The 16,005-nt window shown below is 66.0% G+C and carries 26 protein-coding genes; 23 read left to right on the top strand and 3 right to left on the bottom strand.

Features of this window, described 5'->3' with window-relative positions:
- Positions 1-3: 3 nt before the first annotated feature.
- From DMC61_RS22725 to DMC61_RS22735, 3 genes are all read right to left on the bottom strand, one after another.
- A complete protein-coding gene (locus DMC61_RS22725) occupies positions 4-1,191 on the bottom strand; it encodes a hypothetical protein (RefSeq protein ID WP_125691134.1) in 1,188 nt (395 codons plus the stop codon).
- A 15-nt stretch (positions 1,192-1,206) separates the two neighbouring features.
- Positions 1,207-1,566, bottom strand: coding sequence for a hypothetical protein (locus DMC61_RS22730; RefSeq protein WP_063274334.1), 360 nt, complete (start codon positions 1,564-1,566; stop codon positions 1,207-1,209).
- 118 nt (positions 1,567-1,684) lie between these two features.
- Complete coding sequence (locus DMC61_RS22735) at positions 1,685-2,257, bottom strand: YbaB/EbfC family nucleoid-associated protein (RefSeq protein ID WP_125691136.1); 573 nt, start codon at positions 2,255-2,257, stop codon at positions 1,685-1,687.
- A gap of 191 nt (positions 2,258-2,448) precedes the next feature.
- Between DMC61_RS22735 and DMC61_RS41460 the strand changes: the two genes are divergently transcribed.
- From DMC61_RS41460 to rplR, 23 genes are all read left to right on the top strand, one after another.
- Positions 2,449-2,595: a hypothetical protein gene (locus DMC61_RS41460; RefSeq protein WP_016331086.1), complete on the top strand. Its 147-nt coding sequence runs from the start codon at positions 2,449-2,451 to the stop codon at positions 2,593-2,595.
- A gap of 324 nt (positions 2,596-2,919) precedes the next feature.
- Complete coding sequence (gene rpsL / locus DMC61_RS22740; protein ID WP_003102113.1) at positions 2,920-3,294, top strand: 30S ribosomal protein S12; 375 nt, start codon at positions 2,920-2,922, stop codon at positions 3,292-3,294.
- Positions 3,294-3,764, top strand: coding sequence for a 30S ribosomal protein S7 (gene rpsG / locus DMC61_RS22745; protein WP_007031033.1), 471 nt, complete (start codon positions 3,294-3,296; stop codon positions 3,762-3,764). Before rpsL ends, rpsG begins: the two co-directional genes overlap by 1 nt.
- Positions 3,765-3,827: 63 nt before the next feature.
- The gene (gene fusA, locus DMC61_RS22750; protein WP_016331087.1) at positions 3,828-5,927 is read left to right on the top strand and encodes an elongation factor G; all 2,100 of its coding nucleotides are present in this window, start codon (positions 3,828-3,830) and stop codon (positions 5,925-5,927) included.
- A gap of 124 nt (positions 5,928-6,051) precedes the next feature.
- On the top strand, positions 6,052-7,245 hold the full coding sequence (tuf, locus tag DMC61_RS22755) for an elongation factor Tu (RefSeq protein ID WP_016331088.1): 1,194 nt from the start codon (positions 6,052-6,054) through the stop codon (positions 7,243-7,245).
- 411 nt (positions 7,246-7,656) lie between these two features.
- Complete coding sequence (gene rpsJ / locus DMC61_RS22760; RefSeq protein ID WP_003102098.1) at positions 7,657-7,962, top strand: 30S ribosomal protein S10; 306 nt, start codon at positions 7,657-7,659, stop codon at positions 7,960-7,962.
- Positions 7,963-7,996: 34 nt separating this feature from the next.
- The gene (gene rplC / locus DMC61_RS22765; RefSeq protein WP_007031036.1) at positions 7,997-8,647 is read left to right on the top strand and encodes a 50S ribosomal protein L3; all 651 of its coding nucleotides are present in this window, start codon (positions 7,997-7,999) and stop codon (positions 8,645-8,647) included.
- Between the two features lie 2 nt (positions 8,648-8,649).
- On the top strand, positions 8,650-9,336 hold the full coding sequence (gene rplD, locus DMC61_RS22770; protein ID WP_016331090.1) for a 50S ribosomal protein L4: 687 nt from the start codon (positions 8,650-8,652) through the stop codon (positions 9,334-9,336).
- Positions 9,333-9,644: a 50S ribosomal protein L23 gene (gene rplW / locus DMC61_RS22775; protein WP_005166778.1), complete on the top strand. Its 312-nt coding sequence runs from the start codon at positions 9,333-9,335 to the stop codon at positions 9,642-9,644. Before rplD ends, rplW begins: the two co-directional genes overlap by 4 nt.
- Before the next feature lie 16 nt (positions 9,645-9,660).
- Positions 9,661-10,494 carry a 50S ribosomal protein L2 gene (gene rplB / locus DMC61_RS22780; RefSeq protein ID WP_005166779.1) on the top strand — a complete coding sequence of 278 codons (834 nt, stop codon included), beginning with the start codon at positions 9,661-9,663 and terminating at the stop codon, positions 10,492-10,494.
- 18 nt (positions 10,495-10,512) lie between these two features.
- Positions 10,513-10,794, top strand: coding sequence for a 30S ribosomal protein S19 (gene rpsS / locus DMC61_RS22785; RefSeq protein ID WP_003102083.1), 282 nt, complete (start codon positions 10,513-10,515; stop codon positions 10,792-10,794).
- A 28-nt stretch (positions 10,795-10,822) separates the two neighbouring features.
- Positions 10,823-11,239: a 50S ribosomal protein L22 gene (gene rplV, locus DMC61_RS22790; protein ID WP_005166780.1), complete on the top strand. Its 417-nt coding sequence runs from the start codon at positions 10,823-10,825 to the stop codon at positions 11,237-11,239.
- Positions 11,239-12,096: a 30S ribosomal protein S3 gene (rpsC, locus tag DMC61_RS22795; RefSeq protein ID WP_037332686.1), complete on the top strand. Its 858-nt coding sequence runs from the start codon at positions 11,239-11,241 to the stop codon at positions 12,094-12,096. The genes rplV and rpsC overlap by 1 nt, the downstream gene beginning before the upstream one ends.
- Before the next feature lie 3 nt (positions 12,097-12,099).
- Positions 12,100-12,519 carry a 50S ribosomal protein L16 gene (rplP, locus tag DMC61_RS22800; protein ID WP_005166782.1) on the top strand — a complete coding sequence of 140 codons (420 nt, stop codon included), beginning with the start codon at positions 12,100-12,102 and terminating at the stop codon, positions 12,517-12,519.
- Positions 12,519-12,767 carry a 50S ribosomal protein L29 gene (gene rpmC, locus DMC61_RS22805; protein ID WP_007031040.1) on the top strand — a complete coding sequence of 83 codons (249 nt, stop codon included), beginning with the start codon at positions 12,519-12,521 and terminating at the stop codon, positions 12,765-12,767. The genes rplP and rpmC overlap by 1 nt, the downstream gene beginning before the upstream one ends.
- Positions 12,764-13,045: a 30S ribosomal protein S17 gene (rpsQ, locus tag DMC61_RS22810; RefSeq protein WP_007031041.1), complete on the top strand. Its 282-nt coding sequence runs from the start codon at positions 12,764-12,766 to the stop codon at positions 13,043-13,045. Before rpmC ends, rpsQ begins: the two co-directional genes overlap by 4 nt.
- A 79-nt stretch (positions 13,046-13,124) precedes the next feature.
- On the top strand, positions 13,125-13,493 hold the full coding sequence (gene rplN / locus DMC61_RS22815; RefSeq protein ID WP_005166785.1) for a 50S ribosomal protein L14: 369 nt from the start codon (positions 13,125-13,127) through the stop codon (positions 13,491-13,493).
- Positions 13,494-13,496: 3 nt separating this feature from the next.
- Positions 13,497-13,811 (top strand): 50S ribosomal protein L24, encoded by a 315-nt coding sequence (rplX, locus tag DMC61_RS22820; protein ID WP_005166786.1) that lies wholly within the window; start codon positions 13,497-13,499, stop codon positions 13,809-13,811.
- 2 nt (positions 13,812-13,813) lie between these two features.
- Positions 13,814-14,377, top strand: coding sequence for a 50S ribosomal protein L5 (gene rplE / locus DMC61_RS22825; RefSeq protein ID WP_016331092.1), 564 nt, complete (start codon positions 13,814-13,816; stop codon positions 14,375-14,377).
- A 4-nt stretch (positions 14,378-14,381) separates the two neighbouring features.
- Positions 14,382-14,567 carry a type Z 30S ribosomal protein S14 gene (locus DMC61_RS22830; RefSeq protein WP_005166789.1) on the top strand — a complete coding sequence of 62 codons (186 nt, stop codon included), beginning with the start codon at positions 14,382-14,384 and terminating at the stop codon, positions 14,565-14,567.
- Positions 14,568-14,649: 82 nt separating this feature from the next.
- On the top strand, positions 14,650-15,048 hold the full coding sequence (gene rpsH, locus DMC61_RS22835; protein ID WP_007031043.1) for a 30S ribosomal protein S8: 399 nt from the start codon (positions 14,650-14,652) through the stop codon (positions 15,046-15,048).
- A 16-nt stretch (positions 15,049-15,064) separates the two neighbouring features.
- Positions 15,065-15,604, top strand: coding sequence for a 50S ribosomal protein L6 (gene rplF / locus DMC61_RS22840; protein ID WP_016331093.1), 540 nt, complete (start codon positions 15,065-15,067; stop codon positions 15,602-15,604).
- Positions 15,605-15,606: 2 nt separating this feature from the next.
- A complete protein-coding gene (gene rplR / locus DMC61_RS22845; protein WP_007031045.1) occupies positions 15,607-16,005 on the top strand; it encodes a 50S ribosomal protein L18 in 399 nt (132 codons plus the stop codon).

Raw genomic sequence — 16,005 nt, forward strand, 5'->3', positions numbered from 1 at the left:
GGCTCAGAAGTCCAGATTGTCGGAGGCTTCCTCAGGAGTCTGTTCGTCGTCACCCACCGAACCGTACTGGCCTGCCTTGATCCCGCCCGACGTGTACGTGCCGGCCTTCCCGGCGACACCCGCCGCGACCTCACCCTTCTCGCGGCCCGTCTCCGGCGTCTTCCAGCTGCCGTCCGGATTCGTGGCCTTGCCGAGGCCGACGGTGTTCAACGCGGCCTTCTTCGTGGCCGACGTCATCCGCTCACCGAAACCGTCCGCGAGCCTGCCGCCCATGGCGCCGTCCTTCGAGGCGAACTTGCCCCACGCGGACGCGCCCGGCCCGGCCGCCAGCTGCGCGGTGGACTTGTTGTGGGCCATCAGCTCCTTGTAGTTGCCCTTCCACTTGCCGAAGAACTCCTTGAGCTTGCCCAGGAACTGCTTGATCTTGTCGAGCAGCTGGCGGAGCTTGTTCAGGAACTTCTGCACCTTCGACGTGGTGGAGACCGCGCGGGTGGCCGTCAGCCCGCCCGCCGTCGCCGTCGAACCGCCACAGGTCGGGACGGCCGCGGCCAGCGCCGGGATCCAGATCATGATCAGCCAGGTGATGAACTCGGTGAGGATCGCCTTGATGAACTCCTCGATCACCGTCATCACCATGCTGGAGATCTGCAGCAGCTGGGCGATGTCTCCGGCCTGCGCGGCGATCCCGTCGATGCCCTGCGCGAACTTCGCCAGCTTCTCGCCCGCCGCGTTCGCCGCGTCACCGGTCCACTGCGACAGCGACGTCTTCGCGTCTTCGTCGAACTTCTTGCTGTAGTCCTGCAGATAGACACCGATGTTGTTGAAGTTGCCCGCCGCGTTCGACAGCGCCGGGCCGTCGCCGCTCACCATGTGGATGGCGTCCTGGATCGGCTGGCACACGTTCATCAGGAAGCTGAGGCCCTGGCCGACCAGCCAGCCGATCGGGTCGCTGGCGATGTCCGCGACACCCATGCACGAGCTGACGAAGCCGGCGCCGCTGGCCGCGATGGTCCCGATGTCGCTCGCCTGGAACCCGTCCGCGGTCGCCTTCTTGACGGTGTCGAACGTGCTGAAGCCACTGCCGATCGGCCCGGGCAGCGAGGTCAGCATCTTGTCCGTGCGGATGGTGTCCGGGTTGTAGTCGTTGATCTGGATCTTGGTGTGTTCGCCGGTGATCTTCTGATCGGCCACGATCAGTCCCCCTCGCTACTTGGCCGGCCCCATCTTCGGTGTCCTCGACTGCGCCGGCTGCTCCAGCAGCTTGAGGATTTCGTTGAGCGCCTTGACGTTGTCGTCTTCGTTCCGCTCGTAGGCGGTGGCGGCGTTGCCGAGCTTCTCCGAGGCCGCGGTCAGTCCCGCGGACATCTCGATCAGCAGATCCTGCAGATCGGTGAGCATCGACGTGTATTCGTGCTTCACGAACAGGCCGACGACTCCCCATGACTCGTCGCCGACGTCGGACTGCTGCGTCAGCCGTCCGACCTCGTTCGGGATCCGGACGTCCTGCCCGAGCTTGCCCGAGTAGGTGCGCAGCGCGCTGATCACCACCTCATGCCCTCCGGCCATCGGCGGTCCCTCCCTTCGCGCACCTTCCGATGCGGCTCGTCGTGATCGGCGCCTTGGACCCGGCTGCCCCGCCTGCGGTTCCCAGAGCCTCGGATCGCGTTTAGCCCGCTAAACGCGATCAGTGGTCGTCGTCGAAGAGGTTCTTCAGGAAACGGTCGCCGTCCGAGGCGCTCGACGCCGGGGGCGGCGAGGGCTGCGGCCGCTGCGGCTCGTCCGCGGATTTGAGGACGGAACGCTCGGAGTAGTCGTCGGACTGCTGCTCGCCGGCCGGCCGCGACGGCGACTCCTCGTCCATCCGCGCGCGCATCTCCTCGACGGTGGTGCCGAACAGGTCCGCCTGGGTCTCCAGCACCTGGTCCACCAGATTGAGGTCGTCGCCCATGTGCTCTTCGACGATCGTCGCCTGCTTGCGGGCCGATTCGGCCACGGCCTGCTGGATGGTCGACATCAGCGCCGCGGAAAGCGCGTCCGGCCGCAGGCGAAGGGCGTCTTCGGTGAACTTGACGTCCATGATCGCGCCACCGGGCCCCGCGACCACGGTCACCGAACGGTCCGAAGAGGACGCCGTCGCCTCGATCCTGCTGAGCTCGTCCTGCATGCCGCCGATACTCGCGAGCCGATCGTCGACGTTCCGGAGCTGCGACTGGAACTGGTCGAATTGCGCGACCAATTGCTCGAACTCGGCGGACATGGAGCCTCCCCATCGTGCGGTGCGACGGCCGGGCCGGCGCTGTGACCAGTCTCATCGTGACTCATTCACCGGTTCGACGCGACGGGGTGGTTCCCGGATCCATCCGGCTCACCCGATAGGGGAATAGGTAGCGTGGTTCGCCGAGTAGTGATCGACAAGTACGGAATCAGCACCAACGAGGGGAGGGCGTCGTGGACGCCGAGAAGCAGGAAAGCACCGAGGAGCCCAGGCGGGGGAGTCACGCGGCGCCGGAGGGGGCTCCCGTGCATCCGCTGATCGATCTTTCCCGTGACCCGCATCCGGGCCGGGCGGATCACGCCAAGCCCGAAGAGGAATAAGAGGCGGCCGAAACGCCGTTCCATCAGGGTGGCCGCGGCGTGCCGCCCGGCACGATATAGTTATCGACCCCCCGATTTGGCCGGTCCGGAAGCGGCCGGGTATCTTTGGAGACCGTGCCCGGCAGGCGTCGGGCCGTCCCGTGTGCCGTGCGGCACGGACGGGGTGCTCAGGCATCCGGTCCGAAGGCTTCGCCCACGCGGGATCCGACGGAAAATCCCTACGGGAAGTTACCGGTCGCAAGACCGTGACGCGGGCCGACACGCCCGACCGCGGGGGCCGGAGACAACACGTAGTAGCAAGATCGCGAACAGAAAGCTGGTCCATTGCCCACGATCCAGCAGCTGGTCCGTAAGGGCCGCCAGGACAAGGCTGCCAAGCAGAAGACCGCGGCCCTCAAGGGGAGCCCGCAGCGGCGTGGCGTGTGCACTCGCGTGTACACCACAACCCCCAAGAAGCCGAACTCGGCGCTTCGCAAGGTCGCTCGTGTGAAGCTGACCAGCGGCATCGAGGTCACCGCCTACATTCCCGGTGAAGGCCACAACCTGCAGGAGCACTCGATGGTGCTCGTGCGCGGTGGTCGTGTGAAGGACCTGCCGGGTGTCCGCTACAAGATCATCCGCGGTTCGCTCGACACCCAGGGTGTCAAGAACCGTAAGCAGGCGCGCAGCCGGTACGGCGCGAAGAAGGAGAAGAGCTAATGCCCCGCAAGGGTCCGGCCCCGAAGCGGCCGCTGATCTCTGACCCCGTCTACGCATCCCCGCTGGTCACCCAGCTGGTGAACAAGGTGCTGAAGGACGGCAAGCGGTCCCTGGCCGAGCGCATCGTGTACGGCGCCCTCGAAGGCGCTCGCGAGAAGACCGGCACCGACCCGGTCGTCACGCTGAAGCGCGCCCTCGACAACGTGAAGCCCACCATCGAGGTGAAGAGCCGCCGCGTCGGTGGTGCCACCTACCAGGTGCCGATCGAGGTCAAGCCGGGCCGCTCCACCACCCTCGCGCTCCGCTGGCTGGTCTCCTTCTCGCAGGCTCGCCGTGAGAAGACCATGATCGAGCGTCTGCAGAACGAACTGCTCGACGCGAGCAACGGCCTCGGCGCCAGCGTGAAGCGGCGTGAGGACACCCACAAGATGGCCGAGTCCAACAAGGCCTTCGCGCACTACCGCTGGTGATATCCGCCCGGCTGCCGATCAAAGCCTTGCCGGGCCCCAATTTTGAGACAGGGGAACACTCTCGTGGCACGTGACGTGCTGACCGACCTGAACAAGGTCCGCAACATCGGCATCATGGCCCACATCGACGCCGGTAAGACCACCACCACCGAGCGGATCCTGTTCTACACCGGGATCAACTACAAGATCGGCGAGGTGCACGACGGCGCCGCGACGATGGACTGGATGGAGGAGGAGCAGAAGCGGGGTATCACCATCACCTCGGCTGCCACCACCACCTTCTGGGCCGACCACCAGATCAACATCATCGACACCCCGGGTCACGTCGACTTCACCGTCGAGGTGGAGCGTTCGCTGCGGGTGCTCGACGGTGCCGTCGCCGTCTTCGACGGCAAGGAAGGTGTCGAGCCGCAGTCCGAGCAGGTCTGGCGTCAGGCGGACAAGTACGAGGTTCCTCGTATCTGCTTCGTCAACAAGATGGACAAGCTCGGCGCGGACTTCTACTTCACCGTCCGCACCATCGAGGAGCGCCTCGGCGCCCGCCCGCTGGTCATCCAGCTGCCGATCGGCGCCGAGAACGAGTTCGAAGGCGTCATCGACCTGGTCCGCATGAAGGCGCTGACCTGGCGCGGCGAGGTCCAGAAGGGCGAGGACTACTCGGTCGAGGACATTCCCGCGGAGCTGGCCGACAAGGCCGCCGAGTACCGCGAGAAGCTCGTCGAGACCGTCGCCGAGACCGACGACGCGCTCATGGAGAAGTTCCTCGAGGGCGAGGAGCTGACCGAGGCCGAGATCAAGGCCGGCATCCGGAAGCTCACCGTCGCCCGCGAGGCGTACCCGGTGCTCACCGGTTCCGCGTTCAAGAACAAGGGCGTCCAGCCCATGCTCGACGCGGTCATCGACTACCTTCCGTCGCCGCTGGACGTCCCGGCCGTCGAGGGCACGCTGCCCGACGGCGAGACCCCGGTCAGCCGGAAGCCGTCCGTCGACGAGCCGTTCTCCGCACTGGCGTTCAAGATCGCCGCGCACCCGTTCTTCGGCAAGCTGACCTACATCCGGGTGTACTCGGGCAAGATCGCTTCCGGCGCGCAGCTGATCAACGCGACCAAGGAGCGCAAGGAGCGCATCGGGAAGCTCTTCCAGATGCACTCCAACAAGGAGAACCCGGTCGACGAGGCCCAGGCAGGCCACATCTACGCGGTCATCGGCCTGAAGGACACCACCACCGGTGACACCCTCGCCGACCCGCAGAACCCGGTCGTCCTCGAGTCGATGACGTTCCCGGCGCCGGTCATCCGCGTCGCGATCGAGCCGAAGACCAAGGCCGACCAGGAGAAGCTGTCCCTGGCGATCCAGAAGCTGGCCGAAGAGGACCCGACGTTCCAGGTCAACCTGGACGAGGACACCGGCCAGACGATCATCGCCGGTATGGGCGAGCTGCACCTCGAGGTGCTGGTCAACCGCATGAAGTCCGACTACAAGGTCGAGGCGAACATCGGTAAGCCGCAGGTCGCCTACCGCGAGACGGTGCGCAAGACGGTCGAGAAGCTCGACTACGTGCACAAGAAGCAGACCGGTGGTTCCGGTCAGTTCGCGAAGGTCATCGTCAAGCTCGAGCCGCTCGAGTCCACCGACGGTGCCCTCTACGAGTTCGACAACAAGGTCACCGGTGGCCGCGTGCCGCGGGAGTACATCCCGTCGGTCGACGCGGGCGCGCAGGACGCCATGCAGTACGGCGTGCTGGCCGGCTACCCGCTCGTCGGGTTGAAGTTCACCTTGTTGGACGGCGCGTACCACGAGGTCGACTCTTCGGAAATGGCCTTCAAGATCGCCGGCTCCATGGCGATGAAGGAAGCCGCGAAGAAGGCCGGTCCGGTCATCCTCGAGCCGCTGATGGCCGTCGAGGTCACCACGCCCGAGGACTACATGGGCGATGTGATCGGCGACCTCAACTCCCGCCGTGGCCAGATCCAGGCCATGGAGGAGCGCGCCGGTACCCGTGTCGTCAAGGCACTGGTCCCGCTGTCGGAGATGTTCGGTTACGTCGGCGACCTGCGTTCGCGTACGCAGGGACGTGCCAACTACTCCATGGTGTTCGACTCCTACGCCGAGGTTCCCGCGAACGTCGCGAAGGAAATCATCGCGAAGGCGACGGGGGAGTAGTTCCCGTCCGCTCGCGGGCATAAGGAACACTCCTGAACGTCCGCAGCATCCGTCAAGAAACGAATCCCCGTCCGACAGCCACGTTGGCCGGTGAGTAAGCAAAACAGTCCAGGAGGACATTCCAGTGGCGAAGGCGAAATTCGAGCGGACCAAGCCGCACGTCAACATCGGGACCATCGGTCACGTCGACCACGGTAAGACCACTCTGACCGCGGCGATCACCAAGGTTCTGCACGACAAGTACCCCGAGCTGAACACCGCTTCGGCGTTCGACCAGATCGACAACGCGCCGGAAGAGAAGCAGCGCGGTATCACGATCAACATCTCGCACGTCGAGTACCAGACCGAGAAGCGTCACTACGCCCACGTGGACGCCCCCGGTCACGCGGACTACATCAAGAACATGATCACCGGTGCGGCGCAGATGGACGGCGCGATCCTCGTGGTCGCGGCGACCGACGGCCCGATGCCGCAGACCCGTGAGCACGTGCTGCTCGCGAAGCAGGTCGGCGTGCCCTACATCGTGGTCGCGCTGAACAAGGCCGACATGGTCGACGACGAGGAGATCCTGGAGCTCGTCGAGCTCGAGGTCCGCGAGCTGCTGTCCTCCCAGGACTTCCCGGGTGACGACGCTCCGGTCATCAAGGTCTCCGGCCTGAAGGCCCTCGAGGGCGACGCCAAGTGGGGCGAGAGCGTTCTCGAGCTGATGGAAGCCGTCGACGAGAACGTGCCGGACCCGGTCCGCGAGCTCGACAAGCCGTTCCTCATGCCGATCGAGGACGTCTTCACCATCACCGGCCGTGGCACGGTCGTGACCGGTCGCATCGAGCGCGGCCGCGTCAACGTGAACGAAGAGGTCGAGATCGTCGGCATCAAGGAGAAGTCGACCAAGACCACCGTCACCGGTGTCGAGATGTTCCGCAAGCTGCTGGACACCGGCGAGGCCGGCGACAACGTCGGTCTGCTGGTCCGCGGTATCAAGCGCGAGGACGTCGAGCGCGGCCAGGTCGTCGTGAAGCCGGGTACCACCACCCCGCACACGGAGTTCGAGGGCTCGGTCTACATCCTGTCGAAGGACGAGGGTGGCCGTCACACCCCGTTCTTCAACAACTACCGCCCGCAGTTCTACTTCCGTACCACGGACGTGACCGGCGTCGTCACCCTCAAGGAGGGTGTCGAGATGGTCATGCCGGGCGACAACACGGACATCAGCGTCGTGCTGATCCAGCCGGTCGCGATGGACGAGGGCCTGCGTTTCGCCATCCGCGAGGGTGGTCGGACCGTCGGCGCCGGCCAGGTCACCAAGATCATCAAGTGATTTAGGCGCCCCGCCCGGGGGTTAATACACCCCCGGGTTAGGGGCGTCAAATCACGTGTGCGACACTATTCAGGTTGCTCGTCCTGGGGCGGCCGAACTCGTACTTCTACGGAAGACAGGTTCCGGCCGCCCTGGTATGAGCGGCCACGGTCCGCGGAGCACTTCCTTCGGGTGAGGCTAGCGGGCAAGGGCGTTTGAGACGGCGATCCAAGCTTTTCCGCCGGCTCGATGCCTCCTCACGTTGAGGAAGACCAGGCAAGACGAAGATCCCGCGGGATCCGTCTGTGCGTCGGGCACGACACGCCCGACCGCGTGGACCGGGGACAGGGCCGTTGAACTGGGAAAACCTCAGCCAGGCTGAGGTTTGAAAAGACAAAAGCGGCACGAGACGACAAGGAACGAGCAGCCACCATGGCGGGACAGAAGATCCGCATCCGGCTCAAGGCCTACGACCACGAGGCGATCGACACCTCGGCACGCAAGATCGTCGAGACGGTCACGCGTACCGGCGCCCGTGTTGTCGGGCCGGTGCCGCTGCCCACCGAGAAGAACGTTTACTGCGTCATCCGCTCGCCGCACAAGTACAAGGACTCGCGCGAGCACTTCGAGATGCGCACGCACAAGCGTCTGATCGACATCCTCGACCCGACGCCGAAGACGGTCGACGCGCTCATGCGCATCGACCTGCCGGCGAGCGTCGACGTCAACATCCAGTAGCAGCGGCTGGCGAGCGGCGGAGAGTAAGAGACTCATGTCTGACAGGCAAGTGAAGGGCATCCTGGGCACCAAGCTCGGCATGACCCAGGTCTTCGACGAGAACAACCGGGTCGTCCCGGTGACCGTCGTGCAGGCCGGGCCGAACGTGGTCACCCAGGTTCGGACCCAGGAGAACGACGGCTACAAGGCCGTGCAGCTGGCTTTCGGCGCGGTCGACCCGCGTCGCGTGAACAAGCCGCGCACCGGCCACTTCGACAAGGCGAGCGTGACCCCGCGTCGTTACCTTGCGGAGCTGCGTACCACCGACGCCGAGACCTACGAGGTCGGCCAGGAGATCACCGCCGAGGTGTTCGAGGCCGGTATCGAGGTCGACGTGACCGGTACCAGCAAGGGCAAGGGCTACGCCGGTGTCATGAAGCGTCACGGCTTCAAGGGCCAGGGCGCGAGCCACGGTGCCCAGGCCGTGCACCGCAAGCCCGGCTCGATCGGTGGCTGCGCCACCCCGGGCCGTGTCTTCAAGGGCCTGCGCATGGCGGGCCGGATGGGCAACGACCGGGTCACCACGCAGAACCTGACCGTGCACGCGGTGCGTGCCGAGGACGGCCTGCTGCTGATCAAGGGCGCCGTGCCCGGTCCCAAGGGCGGCCTGCTGTTCGTTCGCAGCGCCGCGAAGGGTGGTAACTGAACATGACCAGCGTCGAGCTGAAGACCCCGGCCGGTAAAGCCGACGGCACGGTCGAGCTCCCCTCGGAGATCTTCGACGTGCAGGCCAACGTGCCCCTCATGCACCAGGTCGTGGTGGCCCAGCTGGCCGCCGCCCGCCAGGGCACGCATGACACCAAGACCCGCGGTGAAGTCCGCGGTGGTGGCAAGAAGCCGTACCGCCAGAAGGGCACCGGCCGCGCCCGCCAGGGTTCGACCCGTGCGCCGCAGTTCACCGGTGGTGGCGTCGTCCACGGCCCCACGCCGCGTGACTACACCCAGCGGACCCCGAAGAAGATGAAGGCCGCCGCCCTGCGTGGCGCCCTCTCCGACCGGGCCCGTGCCGGACAGCTGCACGTCATCACCGAACTGGTGACCGGCGAGAAGCCGTCCACCAAGTCCGCCAAGGCCGCCATCGCCGCGGTGACCCAGGCGAAGCGCGTTCTCGTGGTCCTGCACCGCGACGACGAGCTGAGCTGGAACTCCGTGCGCAACCTGGCCGAGGTCCACATCATCACGCCCGACCAGCTCAACACCTACGACGTGTTGGTCAACGACGACGTGGTGTTCACCAAGGCCGCTTACGACGTGTTCGTCGCCGGCCCCGTCCGGGGCAAGGGCGCGAAGGCTTCGGCTCGGTCGAGCGAGGTTGAAGGGAGTGACGAGCAGTGAGTGCGATCGCCATCCCCGATCCCCGCGACATCTTGCTCGCGCCGGTGATCTCCGAGAAGTCCTACGGGCTGCTCGAGGACCACAAGTACACGTTCATCGTCCGCCCGGACGCCAACAAGACCCAGATCAAGATCGCGGTCGAGAAGGTGTTCGGCGTCAAGGTGGTCAGCGTCAACACGGCCAACCGCCAGGGCAAGCGTAAGCGGACTCGCGCCGGCTTCGGCAAGCGCAAGGACACCAAGCGCGCCATCGTGACTCTTTCGGCTGAGAGCAAGCCGATCGAGATCTTCGGCGGACCCACCGCGTAAAGGACTGAGCTGACACATGGGCATCCGCAAGTACAAGCCGACGACCCCGGGTCGTCGCGGTTCCAGCGTCTCCGACTTCGCCGAGATCACTCGGTCCACCCCGGAGAAGTCGCTGCTGCGTCCGCTGAGCAAGTCCGGCGGCCGTAACTCCAGCGGCAAGATCACCACCCGGCACAAGGGTGGTGGCCACAAGCGTGCGTACCGGCTGATCGACTTCCGCCGGAACGACAAGGACGGCGTTCCCGCCAAGGTCGCGCACATCGAGTACGACCCCAACCGGTCCGCTCGGATCGCGCTGCTGCACTACGCCGACGGCGAGAAGCGCTACATCATCGCCCCGGAGAAGCTCAAGCAGGGTGACACGGTCGAGAACGGCCCCCGTGCCGACATCAAGCCGGGTAACAACCTGCCGCTGCGCAACATCCCGGTCGGCACCGTGATCCACGCGATCGAGCTCCGCCCCGGTGGCGGCGCGAAGATGGCGCGGTCCGCCGGTGCCAAGGTGCAGCTGGTGGCGAAGGACGGGCCGTACGCCCAGCTTCGTCTCCCCTCGGGCGAGATCCGCAACGTCGACGTGCGCAACCGCGCCACCATCGGCGAGGTCGGCAACTCCGAGCACTCGAACATCAACTGGGGCAAGGCGGGCCGTAACCGCTGGCGCGGCAAGCGCCCCACCGTCCGTGGTGTCGTCATGAACCCGGTCGACCACCCGCACGGTGGTGGTGAGGGTAAGACCTCCGGTGGTCGCCACCCGGTGAACCCGAACGGTAAGCCCGAAGGCCGCACCCGCCGCCGCAAGGCTTCCGACGCCATGATCGTCCGCCGCCGGCGTACCGGCAAGAAGCGCTGAGCAGGGAGGTAGAAGAACATGCCACGTAGCCTCAAAAAGGGCCCCTTCGTGGACGACCACCTGCTCAAGAAGGTGGACGCTCTCAACGAGTCGGGCAAGAAGACCGTGATCAAGACGTGGTCGCGTCGCTCCACGATCATCCCGGACTTCCTGGGTCACACGATCGCGGTGCACGACGGCCGCAAGCACGTCCCGGTGTTCGTCACCGAGGCGATGGTGGGTCACAAGTTGGGCGAATTCGCGCCGACTCGGACCTTCAAGGGCCACATCAAGGACGACCGCAAGTCGCGCCGCCGCTGAGCGGGCACGAGAGAACAAGGAACTAGCGATGAACGCCCAGAACGACGTGGCCGAGGCTTTGCCGACGGCTTACGCGCGGGCTCGCTTCGTCCGGGACTCGCCTACCAAGGTGCGCCGGGTGATCGAGCTGATCAAGGGACGTAGCGCCGCCGACGCCTTGGCCGTGCTCCAGTTCGCCCCGCAGGCGGCAAGCGAGCCGGTCGCGAAGGTGCTCGCCAGCGCCGTGGCCAACGCCGAGAACAACCTCGATCTCGACCCGGACACCCTCTGGGTCAAGAACGCCTACGCCGACGAGGGCCCGACCCTCAAGCGCATCCGTCCGCGGGCCCAGGGCCGCGCGTACCGGATCCGCAAGCGGACCAGCCACATCACCGTCGAGGTGGAGTCGCGTCCCAAGGCCGAGGCCAAGAAGGCACAGGGCAAGAAGAAGGCAGGTGGCCGGTAGTGGGCCAGAAGATCAACCCGCACGGCTTCCGCCTGGGTATCACCACGGACTGGAAGTCGCGTTGGTACGCCGACAAGCAGTACGCGGAGTACGTGGCCGAGGACGTCAAGATCCGGAAGCTGCTGTCCACGGGCATGGAGCGCGCCGGGATCTCCAAGGTCGAGATCGAGCGCACCCGTGACCGGGTCCGCGTCGACATCCACACCGCCCGGCCGGGCATCGTCATCGGCCGTCGCGGCGCGGAGGCCGACCGCATCCGCGGCGCGCTGGAGAAGCTGACCGCCAAGCAGGTCCAGCTGAACATCCTCGAGGTCAAGAACCCCGAGGCCGACGCCCAGCTCGTCGCGCAGGGTGTCGCGGAGCAGCTGAGCAACCGTGTGGCGTTCCGCCGCGCGATGCGCAAGGCGATCCAGACCTCCATGCGCTCGCCGCAGGTCAAGGGCATCCGCGTGCAGTGCGGCGGTCGTCTCGGCGGTGCCGAGATGTCCCGCTCCGAGCACTACCGCGATGGCCGCGTCCCGCTGCACACGCTGCGCGCCGACATCGACTACGGCTTCTTCGAGGCCAAGACGACGTTCGGTCGCATCGGCGTGAAGGTGTGGATCTACAAGGGCGAGCTCGTGGGTGGCCTCAAGGCCAAGGAGGCGCGTGACGCCGCCGCGGCCGCCGAGCGCGCCCCGCGCCGTGACCGTGGCGACCGCCCGTCCCGACCGCGCCGTTCCGGCTCGTCGGGCACGACGCCGACCTCGACCGAAGCCGGCCGGGCGGCCGCCGCCGCGAAGAGCGGCGACGCTCCCAAGGGCGACACGGCCACCGAGGCCCCGGCTGCTGAGACTGCAGAAAAGACGGAGGGCTGACACGTGCTCATCCCGCGCAGGGTCAAGCACCGGAAGCAGCACTCCCCGAAGCGCCACGGTGCCGCCAAGGGCGGTACGAAGGTGAACTTCGGCGAGTACGGCATCCAGGCGCTTGAGCACAGCTACGTGACCAACCGGCAGATCGAGTCCGCTCGTATCGCCATGACGCGTCACATCAAGCGTGGCGGCAAGGTGTGGACGACCATCTACCCGGACCGCCCGCTGACCAAGAAGCCGGCGGAAACCCGCATGGGTTCCGGTAAGGGTTCGCCCGAGTGGTGGATCGCCAACGTGAAGCCGGGCCGCGTGATGTTCGAGATCTCGTTCCCGAACGAGGAGACCGCCCGTGAGGCGCTCCGTCGCGCGATCCACAAGCTGCCCATGAAGTGCCGCATCGTGACCCGTGAAGGTGGTGAGTTCTGATGGCGAAGGCAGGTGCCGCCCAGGCATCGGAGCTGCGTGAGCTCACCGCGGAAGAGCTCGTTCTGCGTCTGAAGGAATACAAGGAGGAGCTCTTCAACCTCCGCTTCCAGATGGCGACCGGACAGCTCGACAACAACCGCCGTCTGCGCACCGTCCGCACGGACATCGCGCGGATCTACACGGTCATGCGCGAGCGTGAACTCGGCCTGTCCGTTTCCCCTGACGCCGAGAGTGAAGGTGCCGCATGAGCGAGCAGCCCAACGCTGAGGCGGCCCCCCGCAACGACCGCAAGGTCCGTGAGGGTTACGTCGTCTCGGACAAGATGAACAAGACGATCGTGGTCGAGCTCGAGGACCGCAAGAAGCACCGTCGTTACGCCAAGGTTCTCCGCAGCACCAGCAAGGTCAAGGTGCACGACGAGAACAACGAGGCGGGCGTGGGCGACCGGGTCACCCTGATGGAGACCCGCCCGCTGTCGGCGACCAAGCGCTGGCGTCTGGTGCAGATCGTGGAGAAGGCCAAGTAAGTAGGGCTCTTTTTGAGTCCCTTAGTTCCGCAAGGCTCGCGGTTCATCGCGAGAACCAGCGCGACATACAGGAGTAGACGTGATCCAGCAGGAGTCGCGGCTTCGGGTTGCCGACAACACGGGCGCGAAGGAGATCCTTTGCATCCGCGTTCTCGGTGGCTCGGGGCGGCGCTACGCGGGCATCGGCGACATCATCGTCGCCACCGTGAAGGACGCCATGCCGGCTGCCGGCGTGAAGAAGGGTGACGTCGTCAAGGCGGTCATCGTTCGCACGCGCAAGGAGCGCCGTCGTCCGGACGGTTCTTACATCCGCTTCGACGAGAACGCTGCTGTGCTCATCAAGAACGACAATGAGCCCCGCGGCACCCGCATCTTCGGGCCGGTCGGCCGCGAGCTGCGCGACCGAAAGTTCATGAAGATCATTTCGCTCGCGCCGGAGGTGTTGTAGAGCATGAAGGTGAAGAAGGGCGACACGGTCGTCGTCATCGCCGGCAAGGACAAGGGTGCCAAGGGCAAGGTCATCCAGGCCTACCCCGAGCGCGAGCGCGTACTGGTCGAGGGCGTCAACCGGATCAAGAAGCACACGCGGATCTCCCAGACCCAGCGCGGCGCGCAGTCCGGCGGCATCGTCACGCAGGAGGCGCCCATCCACGTCTCGAACGTGATGGTCGTCGACTCCGACGGCAAGCCGACCCGGGTGGGCTACCGCATCGGCGAGGACGGCAAGAAGGTCCGGGTCTCGCGCCGGAACGGTAAGGACATCTGATCATGACCACCGCAGAGAAGATCGCCCCGCGCCTCAAGGTGCGGTACCGCGAGGAGATCAAGGGACAGCTCCAGGAGGAGTTCTCCTTCGAGAACGTCCACCAGATCCCGGGCGTCGTCAAGGTCGTCGTGAACATGGGTGTCGGAGACGCCGCCCGTGACAGCAAGCTGATCGAAGGCGCCATCCGCGACCTGGCCGCGATCACCGGGCAGAAGCCCGAGGTTCGCAAGGCTCGCAAGTCCATCGCGCAGTTCAAGCTGCGTGAGGGCCAGCCGATCGGTGCGCGCGTCACGCTGCGCAACGACCGCATGTGGGAGTTCCTCGACCGGCTGCTGACCATCGCGCTGCCGCGTATCCGTGACTTCCGCGGGCTTTCGCCGAAGCAGTTCGACGGCAACGGCAACTACACGTTCGGTCTCAACGAGCAGTCCATGTTCCACGAGATCGACCCGGACGCCATCGACCGCCCGCGCGGTATGGACGTCACTGTCGTCACCACCGCCAACACCGACGACGAGGGCCGCGCGCTGCTTCGCAAGCTCGGCTTCCCGTTCAAGGAGAACTGAGTCGATGGCCAAGAAAGCACTGGTCCACAAGGCCGCGAAGACGCCGAAGTTCAAGGTTCGCGGTTACACGCGCTGCCAGCGGTGCGGTCGCCCGCACTCGGTGTTCCGCAAGTTCGGGCTCTGCCGGATCTGCCTTCGCGAGATGGCACACGCGGGCGAGCTGCCCGGCGTCCGCAAGTCCAGCTGGTAAGAGTCTTTTTTAACTCCCACTTCGCCACAGGCCCTGCAGTGAAATCGCAGGGAACCAGGGCGAGAAAGGTTGACAGGTCACCATGACGATGACCGACCCCATCGCAGACTTCTTGACCCGTCTGCGTAACGCGAACTCGGCTTACCACGACGAGGTCGTGCTTCCCCACTCGAAGATCAAGGCGAACATCGCCGAGATCCTCAAGCGCGAGGGTTACATCTCGGGCTACCGCGACGAGCCGGGCGAGAAGCACAAGAACCTCGTCGTGGAGCTGAAGTACGGCCCCAACCGTGAGCGCAGCATCGCCGGCCTTCGCCGCGTGTCCAAGCCCGGCCTGCGGGTCTACGCAAAATCGACCGAACTGCCGTCGGTTCTCGGTGGCCTCGGCGTCGCGATCATCTCGACGTCGTCCGGCCTCCAGACCGACCGTCAGGCCAAGCGCAACAGCGTGGGCGGCGAAGTCCTCGCCTACGTCTGGTAAGGAAGGGGGCAAAGACATGTCACGCATTGGAAAGCTGCCGGTCGCCGTCCCCTCCGGGGTCAAGGTGACCATCGACGGTCAGCAGATCAAGGTCGAGGGGCCCAAGGGCACCCTCGAGCACACCATCGCCGAGCCCATCACCGTCGAGCAGGCCGAAAACGGCACGCTCGAGGTCAAGCGGCCCGACGAGGAGCGCACCAGCCGTGCCCTGCACGGTCTCACCCGGACGCTGGTCAACAACCTCGTCGTCGGTGTGACCGAGGGCTACGAGAAGAAGCTCGAGATCCACGGTGTCGGTTACCGTGTGCAGGCCAAGGGCTCGGACCTCGAGTTCGCCCTCGGCTACAGCCACCCGGTGAAGATCGAGGCTCCGGAAGGCATCACCTTCAAGGTCGAGAGCCCCACCCGGTTCTCGGTCTCGGGCATCGACAAGCAGAAGGTCGGCCAGATCGCCGCGGTCATCCGCAAGCTGCGCCGCCCGGACCCGTACAAGGGCAAGGGCCTGCGCTACGAGGGTGAGAAGATCCGCCGCAAGGTCGGAAAGACGGGTAAGTGATCATGAGCGACACGACTACGAAGCGCAAGCCGGTCGGCAAGGACATCTCGACCCGCCGCCGCGTCGCGAAGGCCCGTCGGCACTTCCGCCTTCGCAAGAAGATCAACGGCACGGACCAGCGTCCGCGCCTGGTCGTCAAGCGTTCGTCGCGGCACATCGCCGTGCAGCTGATCGACGACCTCGCCGGCAAGACCCTGGCGTCGGCGTCCACCCTCGAGGCGGACGTCCGCGCGCTGGAAGGCGACAAGAAGGCCAAGGCCGCCAAGGTCGGCGAACTCGTCGCCGCCCGCGCCAAGAACGCCGGTGTCTCGACCGTGGTGTTCGACCGTGGTGGCAACGCCTACCACGGCCGCATCGCGGCGCTCGCCGACGCTGCCCGTGAGGCGGGGTTGGAGTTCTGA

Origin of the sequence: Amycolatopsis sp. WAC 04169 (assembly GCF_003947535.1) — a bacterium.
Lineage (GTDB): Bacteria > Actinomycetota > Actinomycetes > Mycobacteriales > Pseudonocardiaceae > Amycolatopsis > Amycolatopsis keratiniphila.

Coding starts and splice junctions, on each gene's coding strand:
- DMC61_RS22730 (WP_063274334.1), bottom strand. CDS start 1,566: ATGGCCGGAGGGCATGAGGTGGTGATCAGCGCGCTGCGCACCTACTCG.
- DMC61_RS22735 (WP_125691136.1), bottom strand. CDS start 2,257: ATGTCCGCCGAGTTCGAGCAATTGGTCGCGCAATTCGACCAGTTCCAG.
- rpsG (WP_007031033.1), top strand. CDS start 3,294: ATGCCCCGCAAGGGTCCGGCCCCGAAGCGGCCGCTGATCTCTGACCCC.
- rpsJ (WP_003102098.1), top strand. CDS start 7,657: ATGGCGGGACAGAAGATCCGCATCCGGCTCAAGGCCTACGACCACGAG.
- rplC (WP_007031036.1), top strand. CDS start 7,997: ATGTCTGACAGGCAAGTGAAGGGCATCCTGGGCACCAAGCTCGGCATG.
- rplD (WP_016331090.1), top strand. CDS start 8,650: ATGACCAGCGTCGAGCTGAAGACCCCGGCCGGTAAAGCCGACGGCACG.
- rplB (WP_005166779.1), top strand. CDS start 9,661: ATGGGCATCCGCAAGTACAAGCCGACGACCCCGGGTCGTCGCGGTTCC.
- rpsS (WP_003102083.1), top strand. CDS start 10,513: ATGCCACGTAGCCTCAAAAAGGGCCCCTTCGTGGACGACCACCTGCTC.
- rplV (WP_005166780.1), top strand. CDS start 10,823: ATGAACGCCCAGAACGACGTGGCCGAGGCTTTGCCGACGGCTTACGCG.
- rpmC (WP_007031040.1), top strand. CDS start 12,519: ATGGCGAAGGCAGGTGCCGCCCAGGCATCGGAGCTGCGTGAGCTCACC.
- rpsQ (WP_007031041.1), top strand. CDS start 12,764: ATGAGCGAGCAGCCCAACGCTGAGGCGGCCCCCCGCAACGACCGCAAG.
- rplX (WP_005166786.1), top strand. CDS start 13,497: ATGAAGGTGAAGAAGGGCGACACGGTCGTCGTCATCGCCGGCAAGGAC.
- rplE (WP_016331092.1), top strand. CDS start 13,814: ATGACCACCGCAGAGAAGATCGCCCCGCGCCTCAAGGTGCGGTACCGC.
- DMC61_RS22830 (WP_005166789.1), top strand. CDS start 14,382: ATGGCCAAGAAAGCACTGGTCCACAAGGCCGCGAAGACGCCGAAGTTC.
- rpsH (WP_007031043.1), top strand. CDS start 14,650: ATGACGATGACCGACCCCATCGCAGACTTCTTGACCCGTCTGCGTAAC.
- rplF (WP_016331093.1), top strand. CDS start 15,065: ATGTCACGCATTGGAAAGCTGCCGGTCGCCGTCCCCTCCGGGGTCAAG.
- rplR (WP_007031045.1), top strand. CDS start 15,607: ATGAGCGACACGACTACGAAGCGCAAGCCGGTCGGCAAGGACATCTCG.